At 73.3% G+C, this 15,600-nt stretch carries 12 protein-coding genes; 5 read left to right on the forward strand and 7 right to left on the reverse strand.

What is annotated here, in order from left to right; genetic code table 11:
* Position 1: 1 nt before the first annotated feature.
* The 3 genes from AB0N16_RS04315 to AB0N16_RS04325 are packed head-to-tail and all read left to right on the forward strand — an operon-like array spanning position 2 to position 3,571.
* Positions 2–1,375: an NtaA/DmoA family FMN-dependent monooxygenase gene (locus AB0N16_RS04315; protein ID WP_365792921.1), complete on the forward strand. Its 1,374-nt coding sequence runs from the start codon at positions 2–4 to the stop codon at positions 1,373–1,375.
* Positions 1,372–2,454: an LLM class flavin-dependent oxidoreductase gene (locus tag AB0N16_RS04320; RefSeq protein ID WP_365792923.1), complete on the forward strand. Its 1,083-nt coding sequence runs from the start codon at positions 1,372–1,374 to the stop codon at positions 2,452–2,454. Before AB0N16_RS04315 ends, AB0N16_RS04320 begins: the two co-directional genes overlap by 4 nt.
* Positions 2,447–3,571, forward strand: a complete 1,125-nt coding sequence (locus AB0N16_RS04325) for an LLM class flavin-dependent oxidoreductase (RefSeq protein WP_365792925.1) — start codon at positions 2,447–2,449, stop codon at positions 3,569–3,571. Before AB0N16_RS04320 ends, AB0N16_RS04325 begins: the two co-directional genes overlap by 8 nt.
* Positions 3,572–3,574: 3 nt before the next feature.
* On the opposite strand, the gene AB0N16_RS04330 is transcribed toward AB0N16_RS04325, so the two are convergent.
* The 5 genes from AB0N16_RS04330 to AB0N16_RS04350 all read right to left on the reverse strand — a co-directional run bounded on the left by AB0N16_RS04330 (position 3,575) and on the right by AB0N16_RS04350 (position 8,269).
* Positions 3,575–4,690, reverse strand: a complete 1,116-nt coding sequence (locus AB0N16_RS04330; protein WP_365792927.1) for a phosphotransferase — start codon at positions 4,688–4,690, stop codon at positions 3,575–3,577.
* A complete protein-coding gene (locus AB0N16_RS04335) occupies positions 4,687–5,448 on the reverse strand; it encodes an ABC transporter ATP-binding protein (RefSeq protein WP_365792929.1) in 762 nt (253 codons plus the stop codon). Before AB0N16_RS04335 ends, AB0N16_RS04330 begins: the two co-directional genes overlap by 4 nt.
* Positions 5,445–6,209, reverse strand: a complete 765-nt coding sequence (locus AB0N16_RS04340; RefSeq protein WP_365792931.1) for an ABC transporter permease — start codon at positions 6,207–6,209, stop codon at positions 5,445–5,447. The genes AB0N16_RS04335 and AB0N16_RS04340 overlap by 4 nt, the downstream gene beginning before the upstream one ends.
* Complete coding sequence (locus AB0N16_RS04345; RefSeq protein WP_365792933.1) at positions 6,206–7,243, reverse strand: ABC transporter substrate-binding protein; 1,038 nt, start codon at positions 7,241–7,243, stop codon at positions 6,206–6,208. Before AB0N16_RS04345 ends, AB0N16_RS04340 begins: the two co-directional genes overlap by 4 nt.
* 123 nt (positions 7,244–7,366) lie before the next feature.
* Entirely contained in the window at positions 7,367–8,269 is a 903-nt protein-coding gene (locus AB0N16_RS04350) for an ABC transporter substrate-binding protein (RefSeq protein WP_365792935.1), read from the reverse strand.
* 408 nt (positions 8,270–8,677) lie between these two features.
* Between AB0N16_RS04350 and AB0N16_RS04355 the strand changes: the two genes are divergently transcribed.
* Positions 8,678–9,529, forward strand: a complete 852-nt coding sequence (locus AB0N16_RS04355; protein ID WP_365792937.1) for a rhodanese-like domain-containing protein — start codon at positions 8,678–8,680, stop codon at positions 9,527–9,529.
* 222 nt (positions 9,530–9,751) lie between these two features.
* Here the strand turns inward: AB0N16_RS04355 and AB0N16_RS04360 are convergent, their stop codons facing one another.
* Positions 9,752–10,831, reverse strand: a complete 1,080-nt coding sequence (locus AB0N16_RS04360; RefSeq protein ID WP_365792939.1) for a M12 family metallopeptidase — start codon at positions 10,829–10,831, stop codon at positions 9,752–9,754.
* A gap of 94 nt (positions 10,832–10,925) precedes the next feature.
* Here AB0N16_RS04360 and AB0N16_RS04365 point away from each other — a divergent pair, with 94 nt between their 5' ends.
* The gene (locus tag AB0N16_RS04365) at positions 10,926–12,653 is read left to right on the forward strand and encodes a LuxR C-terminal-related transcriptional regulator (protein WP_365792941.1); all 1,728 of its coding nucleotides are present in this window, start codon (positions 10,926–10,928) and stop codon (positions 12,651–12,653) included.
* Positions 12,654–12,888: 235 nt separating this feature from the next.
* Here the strand turns inward: AB0N16_RS04365 and AB0N16_RS04370 are convergent, their stop codons facing one another.
* Positions 12,889–15,453 carry a CHAT domain-containing tetratricopeptide repeat protein gene (locus AB0N16_RS04370; protein ID WP_365794011.1) on the reverse strand — a complete coding sequence of 855 codons (2,565 nt, stop codon included), beginning with the start codon at positions 15,451–15,453 and terminating at the stop codon, positions 12,889–12,891.
* Positions 15,454–15,600 lie beyond the last annotated feature (147 nt).

Below are 15,600 nucleotides of genomic sequence, written 5' to 3' on the forward strand. Positions count from 1 at the left end.
CATGAGCAAGCCCCTGAAGCAGATCCACCTGGCCGCGCACTTCCCCGGCGTCAACAACACCACCGTGTGGAGCGACCCGGCCGCCGGCAGCCACATCGAGTTCAGCTCCTTCGTGCACTTCGCGAAGACCGCCGAACGCGCCAAGTTCGACTTCCTGTTCCTCGCCGAGGGGCTCAGGCTGCGCGAACAGGGCGGGAAAATATACGACCTGGACGTCGTAGGCCGCCCCGACACCTTCACGGTGCTGGCCGCGCTGGCCGCCGTCACCGAGCACCTCGGACTGACCGGCACCATCAACTCCACGTTCAACGAGCCCTACGAGGTGGCCCGCCAGTTCGCCAGCCTCGACCACCTGTCCGACGGCCGGGCCGCCTGGAACGTGGTCACCTCCTGGGACGCCTTCACCGGCGAGAACTTCCGGCGCGGCGGCTTCCTGCCGCAGGACCAGCGCTACGCCCGCGCCAAGGAGTTCCTCGCCACCGCGCACGAGCTCTTCGACTCCTGGCGCGGCGACGAGATCCTCGCCGACCAGGCCACCGGCACCTTCCTGCGGGACGCCAAGGCCGGCTCCTTCGTCCACCAGGGCGAGCAGTTCGACATCCACGGGCAGTTCAACGTGCCGCGCTCCCCGCAGGGCCGCCCGGTGATCTTCCAGGCCGGCGACTCCGACGAGGGCCGGGAGTTCGCCGCCGCCGGCGCCGACGCGATCTTCAGCCGGTACGCCACCCTCGAAGGCGGCCAGGCCTTCTACACGGACGTGAAGTCCCGGCTCGCCAAGTACGGCCGCAGCCCCGACCAGTTGCTGATCCTGCCGGCCGCCAGCTTCATCCTCGGCGACACCGACGAGGAGGCGGCGGAGCTGGCCCGCCATGTGCGCCGCCAGCAGGTCAGCGGGGCCACGGCCCTCAAGCACCTGGAGTTCGTCTGGAACCGGGACCTGTCGTCGTACGACCCGGAGGGCCCGCTGCCCGAGATCGATCCGGACGTCAGCGCGGAGCACATCTCGCGCGGCCGGGCGCAGGTGCGGATGTACCGTGACCCGCTGGCCATCGCCCAGGAATGGCGGGAGCTGGCCGCGGCCAACAAGTGGTCGATCCGCGACCTGGTCATCGAGACCGGCAACCGGCAGAACTTCATCGGCACCCCGGCCACCGTCGCCCGCACCATCAACGAGTACGTCCAGGCGGACGCCAGCGACGGCTTCATCCTCGTGCCGCACATCACCCCGGGCGGCCTCGACGTCTTCGCCGACAAGGTCGTACCCCTCCTCCAGGAACAGGGCGTCTTCCGCACCGACTACGAGGGCCCCACCCTGCGCGACCACCTGGGTCTCGCGCACCCGGACGCACCGCGGGGCGAGCGGGTGGCGTCGTGAGATTCCTGGCGATCACCCTGATCGTGCACCGCCCGGATCCGGTCACGGGGACCCAGAAGTCCACCCACGAACGGTTCCGGGAGGTCCTCGACAACGCCGTGCTCGCCGAGGAACTCGGCTTCGACGGGTTCGGCGTGGGGGAGCGGCACGAGCGCCCGTTCATCTCCTCCTCGCCGACGGTGGTGCTCAGCCATGTCGCCGCGCTCACCCGGCGCATCCGGCTCTTCACCGCCGTCACCACCCTCAGCCTGCTGGACCCGGTCCGCGCCTACGAGGACTACGCCACCCTCGACCACCTCTCCGAGGGCCGCCTCGACCTGATCATCGGCAAGGGCAACGGCACCGCCCAGCGCGAGCTGTTCCATGTCACGCCCGAGGACCAGTGGGACCGCAACGCCGAGAGCTACGAGGTGTTCCGGCAGCTCTGGCGGCAGGACAAGGTGACGGCGAAGACCCGGTTCCGGCCCGAACTGACGGACGCCGAGGTCTGGCCGCGCCCCTACCAGCGGCCGGTCCGGGTCTGGCACGGCAGCGCCACCAGCAAGGAGTCCGTCGACCTCGCCGCCCGCTACGGCGACCCGCTGTTCTCCGCGAACGTCACCAACCCCATCGAGCCCTACGCCGAGTTGATCCGCCACTACCGGGAGCGCTGGGAGCACTACGGTCACGACCCGGCGGACATCGCCGTCGGCGCGGGCACGGCGGGCGTCCTGGTGGCGCCCACCAGCCAGCAGGCGCTGGCCGCCTACCGCCCGGTGTTCGAGGCGAACCTGGCCTTCTTCCGGCGGGCCGGACTGCCGGTGGTCTTCGAGACCCTGGAGGACTTCGCCGAGCGCAGTTCGGCGCTGATCGGCAGTCCGCAGCAGGTCATCGAGAAAGTGCACCGCTACCACGACCAGTTCGGGCACACGGTCCTCCATCTGCACGCCGACGCCGGCGGGCTGACCGTCACCCAGCACCGCGACTCGCTGGAGCTGTTCCAGGCGGCGGTGGCCCCGGTCCTGCGCAAGGACATCCCCGACCCACCGTTCCCGTGGGCACCCGTTCTGCCGGCCGCCGAGGAGCGCGCACATGTCTGACATCCCCCTCGGTGTCCTCGACCTGGTACCGATCCCGAGCGGTGCCACCGCCGCCGATGCCCTGCGCAACTCCATCGAACTCGCCCAGCGCGCGGAGGAGTTCGGCTACTCCCGCTACTGGTTCGCCGAGCACCACCTCAACCCGGGGGTGGCCGGCACGTCCCCCGCGGTCGTCCTGGCGCTCACCGCCGCCGCGACCTCCACCATCCGGCTCGGCTCCGGCGCCGTACAGCTCGGACACCGCACCGCGCTGTCCACGGTCGAGGAGTTCGGCCTCCTCGACGCCCTGTATCCGGGCCGCCTCGACCTGGGCCTCGGCCGCTCCGGCGGCCGCCCGCCCGCGGAGAGGACGGAGAGCCCGACGACGACCCCGGTGGTCGACGGCCGGGCCCCCAACGGCCTGGTCATCCCGCCCCGGTTCTCCTTCGCCCGCCTCATCGGCTCCCCGCGGATCGCGCTCCATCGCAAGCTGCTCCTGCTCCCGGGCGCCGAGTCCCAGGACTACGCCGAACAGATCGACGACATCCTCGCGTTGCTGGCCGGCACCTACCGCACCGAGGAGGGCGTCGAGGCGCACATCGTCCCGGGGGAGGGCGCCGACCTCGAGCTGTGGATCCTGGGCAGCAGCGGTGGCGAGAGCGCCCAGGTCGCGGGTGCCCGGGGCCTGCGCTTCGCCGCCAACTACCACGTCAGCCCCGCCACCGTCCTGGAGGCGGTGGACGGCTACCGGTCGTACTTCCAGCCCTCGGACGTCCTCGACAAGCCGTACGTCAGCGTCTCCGCCGACGTCGTGGTCGCCGAGGACGACGCCACCGCCCGCGAACTCGCCACCGGCTACGGCGCCTGGGTCCGCAGCATCCGTACCGCCGAGGGCGCCATTGCCTTCCCCACGCCCGACGAGGCCCGGGCCCACGTCTGGACGGACGAGGACCGGGAGCTGGTCCAGGACCGCCTCGACACCCAGTTCGTGGGCAGCCCCCGGCATGTCGCCGACCGTCTGGAGCAGCTCCAGGAGGCCACCGGAGCCGACGAGTTGCTCATCACGACGATCACCCACGACCAGGCCGACCGGGTGCGCTCGTACGAACTCCTCGCGGCGGAATGGCGTCGGCGCTGAGACTCACACCTGCGCGGCCACCAGCTCGAGGAGCCGGTGGCCCGCCCCTCCCGAGAACCACTCCGCATGGCCGACGTAGTACTCGTACGCCAGCCGGGCGTTCTCCTGTGACCGGGTGACCCCGTGGAAGTAGTCCAGCTCGGACAGGGCGAACTCGGCGTGCACGAGCGGCAGGAGAGCGGGCAGGGCCGCCGATTCGGCGGCGCTGAGCGGGCGTACCGACTGGTACCCGCGCAGCAGCTCGATCGCGTGCTTCTCCTGGACCGGGCGGTCGGGATCCAGCCACTGCACGGTGTTGCGTTCCAGGGCCGTGGCCAGGTCGTGCACCGCCGTGGTGCGGTCGCTCATCCCGAAGTCCAGGACCGTGGCGACCGCGCCGTCCTCACCCCACAGGAGGTTGGAGGCGTGCCAGTCGTTGTGGGTCCACAGGGGGGTGAGATCCGGGAGGTGCGGGGCCAGGCGCTCGTGGAGCGGGAGCAGCACGCGGTGGGTGTCCTCGTACCAGGGGAGATCCGCCAACGCCCCGGCCAGCCCCGGCCGTTCGGCCGTGTACGTCTTCAGCGCGGCCCAGGGGTCCGACGCCGCGAACACCGTGAACGAGGCGACCAGCGGCTGCGGTGAGCGCCGCGGTGCCGCGAAGCCCTCCGCCGCCAGGTGCAGCCGGGCCAGCGCCTCGCCTGCCGCCCGGGCATGGGCCGTAGTCAGGAACGGCGACCAGGACAGCGCATCCCGGTACAGGTCCGTGCCGGTCCCGGCCGAGTGCACCTCGTACGTCCACTCGCCGCGCTCCACCGCGTCCAGGACCTCCACCACCGGCGCCCCGCGCTCCCGCAGATGGCGCAGGAAGGCGTGTTCCTCCGCCAGGCCCCGTGGGGTGCGCACGCGGACATGGTGCCGTTTCACGAACAGCCGCCGCCCGTCCCGTTCCACGACGGCCGCCGCCGACAGCGGACGCGGGCTGCGCCACACCACCCGGGCCGGGCCGGTCACGGCGGTGACCTCGGCGTCGGTCAGCGGCGGCCAGTCCGGTTCCACCGGCTCGGTGCCCAGACCGTGGGCGAGATGCGCGGTCACGGAGCCGTCCCAGCCGCCGTCCCCCGCAGGACGATGCGCGGTCACGGAGCCGTCACCGCCGTCGTCCCCCGCAGGGCGTCCAGGATCCGCCGTTCCGTCGCCGCGAACTCCGGTGCCGTGAAGTCGTCGGCGCCGCGCGGGCGGGGCAGCGGGACCTCGACGCGGTCGACCACGGTGGCCGGGCGCGGGGACAGAACGTGGACGGTGTCGGCGAGCAGCACTGACTCCCGGATGTCGTGGGTGACCAGGACGATCGTCCAGCGGTGCCGCTGCCACATGCCGGCCAGCCACAGCTGCATCTCGGTGCGGGTGAGGGAGTCCAGCGCGCCGAACGGCTCGTCGAGCAGCAGCACCGGCCGCTCCAGGACCACCGTGCGCAGCAGCGCGGCCCGCTGCCGCATACCTCCGCTGAGCTGGGAGGGGTACGCCTGCTGGAAGCCGTCGAGGCCGAAGTCGGCGAACAGCGCGTCGGCCCGCGCCCGCGCCACCTTCTTCCGCACCCCCTGCGCCTCCAGGCCCAGCGCGGTGTTGTCCAGGACCGTCCGCCAGGGGAACAGCAGGTCCTTCTGCGGCATGTAGGCGACCTTGCCGGAGGCCACCCCGGCGGGCTCGTCCTCCACCAGCACCTGTCCGCTGGTGGGGCGGTCGAGGCCGGACACCAGGTTGAACAGGGTGCTCTTGCCGCTGCCGCTCGGCCCGATGACGGCGGCGAACTCGCCCGGTTCCACGGTGAGGTCGAGGTCGCGCAGGACGTCGAGGTCCCCGAACGACTTGCTCACCTTCGTGACGCTGAGACCGCTCATGGCCGCCGCTCCTTCCGTTCCCAGGGCAGCGCCAGCCGCTGCAGCAGGTAGGTCGCCCCGAACAGCGCGATGCTCAGCGCGGCCGTCACCGCCACCGCCGCGAAGACGAGGTCGGTCCGGAACGCGCTCTTCTGTGCCTGCATGTAGATCCCGAGCCCCGACTCGGCGCCCGCGTACTCGGCGAACACGGCACCGACCACGGCGTAGGTGATGCTCACCCGCAGCCCCGCGAAGAAGTACGGCATCGCACTGGGCACCCGCACCAGCCGGAACGCCCGCCACCGCCCGGCGCCGAGCGAGCGCAGCAGCCGCATGGCCTCGCGGTCGGTCGCCGCGAAGCCCGCGGCCAGGTTGGCGGCCAGCGGGAAGAACGTCGTCAGCGTCACCACCAGCATCTTCGGCAGCAGCCCGAAGCCGAACCAGATGATCAGCAGCGGGGCGACCGCCACGATCGGGATCGTCTGCGAGGCGACCAGCAGCGGGTACAGGCCTCGGCGCGCGGCGGCCGAGAAGTCCAGCACCACCGCCACCAGCCAGGCCGCCGCGAACGACAGCGCGAAGCCGAGCAGCGTCTCCTGGAGTGTGGGCAACGTCTGGTCCCACAGGTCCTGGCGGTTCAGCCAGCCCTGCCCGACCACCCGGGCGGGGGAGGGCAGCGTGGTCGGGTCGACACCGGCCGCCGTCACATACAGTTGCCAGCCGCCGACCACCACGGCCAGCACCAGCAGGGGCGGCCACAACGACCGCAGGACGGACCTCACTTGGTGTCCGGGAGGTAGGCGTCCGTGAAGAACGTCGAGGTGTCCGGAGCCTTGGTCAGCTTCTTGCCGTTCGCGTCGACGAGCAGCCCGGCGCCGTACTCGAAGTCGGCGAAGGCCTTCCAGCGCGCGGCGCTCTGGGTGCCGGTGGTGCCGTCGGCGCCCTTGTAGTACTCCTTGGCCAGCAGCTGCGCACTCTCCTTCACCAGCTTGGTGTTGGTGAGCACGCTCTTGTTGGCGGCGACGAGCAGGTCGGCGGCCTGGTCGGGGTTCTCCGCCGCGTAGCGGTAGCCCTTGTCGACGGCGGCCAGGAACTTCTTCGCCACCGCCGGGTTCTTCTTCAGGAACTGGTCGGAGGACGCGATGAGCGTGGAGTAGATCGCCGGGAAGCCGTAGTCGGAGAGCTGGAAGTCCTTGAGCGGCTTGCCGCTGAGCTTCGCCTCCAGGCCCTCCCAGGTCGGCATCGGCATCGCGAAGTCCGCCTTGCCCGCGTACAGCGCCGCGTACGCCGAGGTGTTGAGGGTGACCTGCTTGAAGTCGCCCGTGCCGCCCGCGTTCTTGATCACCTTCTGCAGCAGCGGCTTCTCGTAGGGGGCGCCGAACCCGGCGTACGTCTTGCCGTCCAGGTCCTTGGGCGAGGTGATGTCGGTGCGGTCGGCGCGTACCGAGACGGTCACGTCCGTCTTCTGGGTGACGGCGTAGACGGAGGTGATGTCCTGGCCGGCGGCGCGGGCCGTGGTGACACCCTCCTGGTAGGAGATGCCGAAGTCGGCCTTGTGGTTGGCGATCAGGGTCTCGGGCGCGGTCGAGCCGTAGGGGATGATCTTCAGGTCGATACCGGCGTCCTTGAACCAGCCCTTGGCCTGGGCGACGTAGATGCCGGTGTGGTTGGTGTTGGGGGTCCAGTCCAGGGCCAGGGTGACCGAGGTGGTGCCGTCCTTGGCGGCGGCCGAGGAGTCGGCATCGGCCGAGCAGGCGGTGGTGACGGCGAACAGTGTCGTGGCGGCCAGGGCCGACAGCGCGGTGCGGCGGAGCATACGGGAGGGGTCCTTCGTACGGGGAGGGGAGGAGGAGTCGGGCGGCGGTGCGGGGCGGTCAGGCCCGACACAGCGCGCTGTCCACCCGCTTGAAGTCGACGGCGAGCCGCCGGGTGAGCAAGGTCATGCGGTCACGTCCAGCAGGCTGTTGGTGAAGGACCGGTTCCAGTCGTGGTCGTGCGCGATGGCGCCGTTCTCGGCGAGCCAGTGCGCGTAGGGACCCATACGGCCCTCGTCGATCACACCCCAGCGCCCCTGGGGATCGGTCCAGGTGGGCGCGATCAGGGCGAGGGAGCGGGCGATGAGCGGGCGCGGGAAGTACGGGATGACCCGCTCCAGCATCTCCAGGGTGGCGTCGGGCTCCCCGGCGGCGGTGGCGTAACCGCGGGCCGTCACGGTCAGGAAGTCCCGCACCAGGGCCGGCCGCTCGTCGCGCAGCCGCTCGCTCGTGCCGAGCAGATAGCTGTGGTAGCGGGGTGCGCCGATCTCGTCGACCGGCCAGGTCAGGCGCCGCCGCTCGGGCAGGTCGCCGCGGAGTGCGTCCCAGGACCAGTAGTTGCCGAAGGTCGCGTCCGCCTCGCCCGCCTCGATGTCGTCCACGGTCAGCTCGCGGGCGCCCGCGTCGACCGTGATCACCGCGTCGGGGTCGCCGCCGTCCGCCGCCACCAGATGGCGGACCATCGCCCGCCCGCGCGGTGTCGGGTTGAAGGCGAGACGGCGGCCGGCCAGGTCGCGGGGGCGGTTGATGCCGGTGGAGGTCGTGGTCTGGATCGCCTCCAGACCACGGTGGTTGATCGCGGCGACCGCGACCAGCGGCTGGCCGAGCGCCGCCCGGCGGGCGAGCAGCCGGTTCGGCGGGAAGATCCCGAAGTCCACCTCGCCCCGGGCCAGGTACTCCAGCGTGTCCCCGCGCCCCGGATCCTGCACCACCAGTTCGACGTCCAGACCCGCGGCCGCGTACCAGCGGTGGGCACGGGCGACGTAGAGACCGGCGGAATTGGGCCATGGGTGGAAATAGTCAAGCATGACCCGTATGTGCGGCATGGGGGTACTCCGAAGATGGCGTGCGCGAGCGCGCGGGGGTGAGCGGGATGCGGGAGGTGGCGGTCAGCGGGACCGGCGACAGCAGGTGCGACAACAACAGGAGCGGGCAGCGCGGTCAGGCGCCGGGGACTGCGGCTCTACTGCTGGGAACACGTGGACTCCTACGCGGGGCGCAAAGCGCTGCTGGTGCGGTCGGCGTCCCCATGGGGACCGCGCGCGCTCGGCGAACGGATCCCAGACGCCCTCTCAGCCCGGTCGGGGAGGGGCTCCCGCGTAGATGGCCGAAACCATAACCGCAGCTCCCGCCTGCCGCGCAAGCGGAGTCCGGAATGTGGGACGCCTCTGCCCATTCAGTGAGACCTCCAGGTCACGGGCGTACGATCGGCCGCCATGACCACCCTGCTGCCCGGCCCCCTCGTCGACGACACCTGGCTGGCGACCCACCTGGACGACCCGCGGCTGGTCGTCCTCGACGCCACCGCGCTGCTGCCCTCGCCCCGCCACGACGGCGACCACCGCTCCGCCTCCGGCCGCGCCGGCTGGGCCGAGCGCCATGTCCCCGGCTCCCGCCACGCCGACCTCACCGGCGAGCTCTCCGACCCCGGCGCTCCCTACCACTTCGCCGTTCCGGCCCCGGACGCGCTGGCCGCCGCGCTGGCCCGGCTGGGCGTCGGGGAGGGGGCCGAGGTTGTCGCCTACGACACCGGCGGCGGTATCTGGGCGGCCCGGCTGTGGTGGATGCTGCGCGCGATCTCGGTCCCGGCCGCGGTGCTGGACGGCGGCCTGGCCGGTTGGGAGGCGGCGGGGCGGCCGGTGGCCACGGGGGACGACGCCCCCGAGCCCGCGGTCGCCGTACCGGTGGCGCCGGTGCCGCGGCCCGAACTCTGGACGGACATCGAGGAGGTGGCGGCGATCAGCAGGGGGGAGCGGCCCGGGGTGCTGGTGTGTGCGTTGCCCTCCGGGGGGTACGCCGGGTCCGTGCCGACGCGGTACAGCCGGCGGGGGCATATTCCGGGGAGCGTCAGCCTGCCCGGGCGGGGGCTGCCGCCCGCCGAACTCGAAGCGAAGGTACGGGAGTTGGGTGACGCCTCACCGGTGGTGCTCTACTGCGGCGGGGGGATCTCGGCGGCGGGGGCGGCGCTGGCGCTCACGCTTCTCGGCCGTGAGGACGTGTCCGTGTACGACGGTTCGCTTGAGGAGTGGTCCAAGGACCCTTCGCGACCGTTGGAGTTGGGCGGCTAGAGGGAGGGGTGGGGCGGGGCGCTGCCGGGTGCGGGTGCGGGTGCGGGTGCGTGGGGGCTGGTCGCGCAGTTCCCCGCGCCCCTGGGGGCGTATCCCTGGCGGAATGACAAGCGCACCGGTGTGGTCGCGACACGTATCCCTCCCCCGAAGGCTACGTGCCGCGACCGCTTCCCCCGGTGTCGGACAGTGGTCCGACCTCCGCGTCGCGGTCGTGTGCCGGAGTTACCAGCACATGACCGCTGTCTCCCCCGACCCCCACGTGGAATGGAGACGGACGCGGACGAAGTAGCGGCGGCCCTTGACGAGCCGGACCCTGATCGCGGTGTTGTGCGGGGTGCCCCCGTCGTCGTGGCCGGCGAGGTAGCGCGGTTCCCCGTCGCGCTCCTCGAAGACCACGACGACGGAGTCGCTCTCTCCGAAGGTGCCCACGTCGTACACGCGGGTCTCCGGCGGCTCCACGACGAAATCCGCCTGCTCGCCCGGGCCCAGGCCGAGCGGCGCCGAGCGGAACGGCACCAGCGTGGCCGGGGCCTCGGTGGGCGGGTACCAGCGGAGCACGAACTCCTTGTCCGCCGGGGACAGCGAACCCGGCGGGTACAGACCGCCGTGGTACTGCTCCGGCTCCAGGATCAGCCCCGGGCCGAAGGAGTACTGCATCACGGACTGCGGGTCCCACACCGAGCCGTTGGCCTCGGCCGGGTCCAGCCTGCGCAGGATGTTGAAGTCCGTCGTGTGCCGGCTCCAGTGGTTCGGCGGGCCGGCGAGGTCGGCGTAGACCGCCTCGTCGTCCCAGTGGACCCCGGCGAACGGACTCTGGTGCTCGTGCCGCATCCCGAGCGCGTGCCCGATCTCGTGCAGGGCGATCCAGCGCCCGCCGGGCCCGGTCAGGTCCCAGCCCAGGTTCATGGTGCGCTCGCCCGCGCCCACCGAGAGCGCGTCCCGGCCGACCGCCGACCAGGAGCCGTCGCCCAGCTGGAAGCCGATCCGCAGCTCGGCCTCGCACCGGTCGGAGACCTCGGCGAACATCACCCCGATGCCCAGGTCCCGCCACTGCCGGAAGCACTCGCGCACCACGTCCCGCTGCTCCTTGGCACCGGCCCACGGCACCCGGCGGGTCTCCCCGGTCCCCGGGACCGGGATCACCGAGGAGTCGGTGTCGGCGTCGAAGAAGTAGTAGTGCAGGGCGGTGCCGTTGACCCACATCCGCCGCCCGCCGACCAGCGCGCTCAGCCGCTCGGCGGCCAGCCCCGGGGCGAACACCGGGTCCGACTGCCGCGGAAGCGAGCAGTAGCGTCGGGTCATGCGCCCAGACTGCCGGTCCCCCCGGCCGGACGCCTGAGTCGGGAGCTACTCAAGTCCCCGTGTATCAGAGCTGAGTAACGCGACTCATACTCACGTGACGAGTTACGAACAGGACGCGCGGACCCTCGAACTCCCCTGGCCGTTCACCGGCCGGGAGGACGAACTGGAGCTGGTCAGGCGGTCGCTGGGCATCGGCCGGCAGGGCGTCGTGGTCACCGGACCGGCCGGCCGCGGCAAGACCCGGCTGATCACGGAGGCGGTGCGGGGCACCGACTGCGCCCGCGTGACCGGAACCCCCGAGACCTCCGCCCTCCCGTTCGCGGCGTTCGCGCACCTGCTCCCCGGCCGGCTCTCGCTGCCCGGCGCGGTCCAGAACCTCTCGGGGGTACGGCTCCTCGTCGTCGACGACGCCCACCTCCTCGACGAGGCCTCGGCCGCCCTCGTCCACCAGCTCGCCGTGCACGGCCGCACCCGGCTCGTGGTGGCCGCCGCCGACCAGGCACCCCTCCCCGGCGCGGTCTCCCGGCTGTGGACCGGGGAACTGCTCACCCGTCTCGCCCTGGAGCCGCTGCCCTACGACGAGACGGCCCAGCTGCTCGCCGACGGCGGACTGGAGCCGCTCACCGTGCGCCGGCTGCACCGGTTGTGCCGGGGCGATCTGCGGCTGCTGCGGGAGCTGCACGGCGCCCTGCGCGCGTCCGGTGCGCTGACCCGGGTGCCGGACACCGGCGCATGGGCCTGGCACGGCCCGCTGCCGCTCACCGCGACCGTACGGGACCGGATCGCGCCCCTCCTGGACCGTCCGGACCCCGGCGAACGCGACGCCCTCGAACGGCTCGCCTTCCTCGAGCCGCTGCCGGCCCACCTCGACGACGGCCTCGACCTCGGCATCCTCGAACGGCTGGAGACGGACGGCCTGATCCAGGTCGACGACCGGGGCGCGGTCCGCCTCGCCCACCCGCTGCACGGCCCCGCCCTGCGCGCCCGAGCGGGCTGGCTCCGGACCCGCCGCCTGGCACGCACCCCGAGCCAGTGCGAGCCCGCCCTGAAGGACGAGCAGGAGCAACTCGCCACCTGTGTCGACCAGTTGGACGTACGGGAGGTGCCGGCCCCGGTGGGGGAGTGGCTGGCGTCGGGAGGCCTGCCCGTACCGGCCGGGTACGCGGCCGTGCGTGCCCGGTACTCGCGGCTTCGGGGGGAGCTGCGAGAGGCGGCGGCATGGGCGAGGGAGGGACTGCGGACGGCGCCGGGCGACGCCTCCTGCCGGACCGAACTCGCCCGTGCCGCCGCCGAGGCGGGGGAAGCTGCCGTAGTGCGCGGGGACGGGGGTCTCGCGCACTACGGCGCAGTACGGCGGGGAGAGCCCGCGGGGGCCGCGGAGCGACTGGAGGGGGTCTTCGCGCGGCACGCCGAGGCCCTCGCCCATGACGACGGACCCGCGCTCGACCGGGCCGCCGAGGAGCTGGCCGAGCGCGGTCTGCTGCTGTTCGCGGCGGAGGCGCACGCCCAGGCGGTCCGTGCGCACCGCGACCCGCGGGCCGCCCGGCTGTCCCGCACCCGCGCCGTCGCCCTCGCCCGCCGCTGCCAGGGCGCCCGCACCCCGGCCCTGTCCGGCCTGGTCCTCGGCGAACTCACCGCCCGCCAGCGGCAGATCGTCACGCTGGCCGCGGCCGGCCTCAGCAACCGCCAGATCGCCGAGCGGCTGACCCTGTCCGTCCGGACGGTGGGCAACCACCTCTACAGCGCGTACACCCGCCTCGGCGGGAGCGACCGGGCGGCGCTGCCGTGGCTGGTGGAACAGCCCGAGCGGAAATCGGCGTGACCGCTCCAGCGCCCCGAAGGGGCGCGGGGAACCGCACGACCAGCCACGGCGGCGCCGCACCCGACGACGGTCCTTCGCCGTGCCCCCGCCGAACCGCAGCCGACGACGGTCCTTCGCCGTGCCCCCGCCGAACCGCAGCCGACGACGGTCCTTCGCCGCGCCCCCGCCGAACCGCAGCCGACGACGGTCCTTCGCCGTGCCCCCGCCGAACCGCAGCCGACCCAGCTCGGTCCGCTCAGGCCGCCCCGAAGGCCGCGAACGCCCACCCCGTCGCCTGGTGGACCGCGTCGCCCGGCAGGGCGGCCCGGGCGTCCCGCAGCGCCTCCGCCAGCGACAGCCCGGCGCCCAGGCCCTTGTGCAGGGCCAGCATCAGCGGGACCACGGCCGCGTCGTTGACGGGCGCGCTGCTCGCCACCACGCCGGCCGTGCCCAGCGGCAGCAACGCCGTGACCAGGCCGAGGAGTTCGTCGGCGCCGACCGAGGCGAGGCGGGCGGTGTCGCAGCTGGAGAGGATGATCCGGTAGGGGCTGCGGGCGAGACGCTCGAAGTCGTGGACGATCAGCGGGCCGTCGGCCATGCGCAGCGAGGAGAAGAGCGGGCTGTCGGCGCGGAAGGTGCCGTGCGCCGCGATGTGCGCCAGTGTCGCCCCGTCCAACTCCTCGAGAACGCGGGGGACATGGGCCTCGTCGTGTTCAAGGATCCGTGCCGTCGCGTACCGGCCCGCCACCTCGGGCACCTCCGCGCCCCCGGTCGCCAGTCCCGGCCCGCGCACCAGCACATGGCGGCCGCCCGGCGGCGGCTCGGTCTCCCGGGCCCGCAGCCAGCTCCCCGCCGACGGCGACACGCTGAGCACCCGCTCCCGCAAGGACGGCAGCAGGGCCCATGGCACCCGGTGCAGCGCCCCCGGCGGGACGATCACCACCGGCCCCGAGCCGAGATGGTCCGCGGCCGCGCCCAGCAGCAGTTCCTCCAACCGCCGCCCGGCGGCCTCGACCACCGCTAGCCGCCCCTCCGCCCCCGGATGCGCGAGCCGCCGCAGCCCCGCCTGGACGTGCTCGGCCTCGGCGACGGCCTCCGCCAGCAGGCCGCCCTCGAAACGCCGTACCCGGCCCTGTCCGCACAGCAGAATGTGCACCCGCCCGTCCAGGACGGCGAGTTCGGCCAGGCGGGCGTCGCCGAGCCGGTCGAGCAGCCGGGCCGGGTCGAAGCGGTCGCCCTCGCCGGGGGCGTCACCGCGGATGTGGTGGGTGCGGGAGCGGATCTCCCTTTCCAGACGGCGCTGTTCGCGCTCCAGGGCGGGCACCGGGCGGCCCTGCCTGCGGGCGTCCTCCGCGCGGGACGCGATCTCACGGAACGCGGTGAGCGAGGCGAGCAGAGCCGGGTCGGCGGGCGGCCGGGTCGGGGGAGTGGACAGGACCGTGGCCCGCCAGCGTTCGCTCCACTCCAGCAGCCGGCGCGGTCCGCCATGCGCCAGGCTCGCCTGCTGGGCCAGCGCGGCCAGCTCCGCGCCCTGCGCGGTGGCCCGGGCCCGCAACTCCGAGGCGCCCAGCGTCATCCGGTGGTCGTCGAGGACGTCCAGGCCACGCCGGCAGGCCTCCAGCACGCCCCGGCGTGAACCGGCCGCCCGGGCGCGCAGCGCCTGCGCCGCCCAGCCGGTCATCCGGGCCAGCGGCGGTCCGCCGCGTCTGCTGCGCGCGGCCACCGCGAGATGCCGTTCCGCGTCCGCCGTCCAGCCCAGCGCCAGCGCGATCCGCCCCGCGAGCAGCGAGGCCTCCGGCGCGGCCGGCGCCCCGAAGGAGGCCAGCTGGTCGGCGACCGCCGCCGCGTCCTGCACCAGCCGCCCGGAAGCGGCCCCGCCCGCCACCCGCGCCTCGAGCAGCTCCAGCCGGGCATGCGTCTCCCACCAGCTGCGCCGCTGCCCCGAGAAGAGCCGTACGGCGACGGCGGCACGGGCGATCGCGGTCCCCGCGTCCCCCGCCGAACGCGCGGCCCGGGCGGCGGCCAGCAGCAGCTCGGCCTTGCGGGTGGACTGCCCGCCGATCCGGTCCAGGGCCGCGATCGCCGTGTCCGCCTCGGCCAGCGCCTCCGGCGCCAGCCCGGCCGCCATCAGCACCTCGCAGCGCGCGATGTACAGCATGAACGGCGGTGTGCCCAGTTCGTCGTACCGCTCCTTGGCCGCGGCCAGCAGCCGCAGCGCCGCCGGGATGTCGCCGGACCGGTACGCGGCCAGGCCCCGGTTCTCCACCGCGACCGCCTTGTCGTGCTCCTGGCCCGTCGTCTCCCACAGCAGCTCCGCCGCCGTGAAGTCCGCGTCCGCCCGCTCCACCGCACCCACCGCCAGATGCACGGTGGCCCGCACACTCAGCGCCCGCGCGGTCCAGATGACGTCACCGGCCTGCCGCAGTACCGGTATCGCCCGCCGCAGGTCCTCCAGTGCCTCCTTGTGCCGGCCCAGTACCCACGAGGCGAACGCCCGCCGGTACAGCACCCGCGCCCGGGTGTGCCCGTTGCCCCGAGCCACCCCGCGGTCCAACGCGGCCAGTCCCTGTCGCGTGCGCCCCGCATGCACCAGGGCGACTCCGAGGGTGCCGAGGACATCCGCTTCCCGCTCCGCCGAGTCCGCGCGGGCCGCGAAGCCCCGAGCGCGCCGCAGATGGTCGAGGGCCACGGCAAGGTCCCCGAAGTCCCGCTGCCAGATGCCGATGACCTGGTGGGCGACGGACGCGTCCAGCGGCGACGGATCGGACTGGAGGACGCGTTCCGCCCGCGCCAGGGCCTCGCCGGGGGCGGCGAACACCATCGGCAGCAGTTCCGTAACCGAATCGCTTCGCGCAGTCACCCCTCGGATGGTAGTGGCCTGGGCATACATGCCCCACAGGTTTGTCGCTGTATCAAGCGGCGGGCCCGTGAATCTGACTGAAGAACGCCGTTACCGGGGGAGGACAGG

Origin of the sequence: Streptomyces sp. NPDC051105, assembly GCF_040682795.1 — a bacterium.
GTDB lineage: Bacteria > Actinomycetota > Actinomycetes > Streptomycetales > Streptomycetaceae > Streptomyces.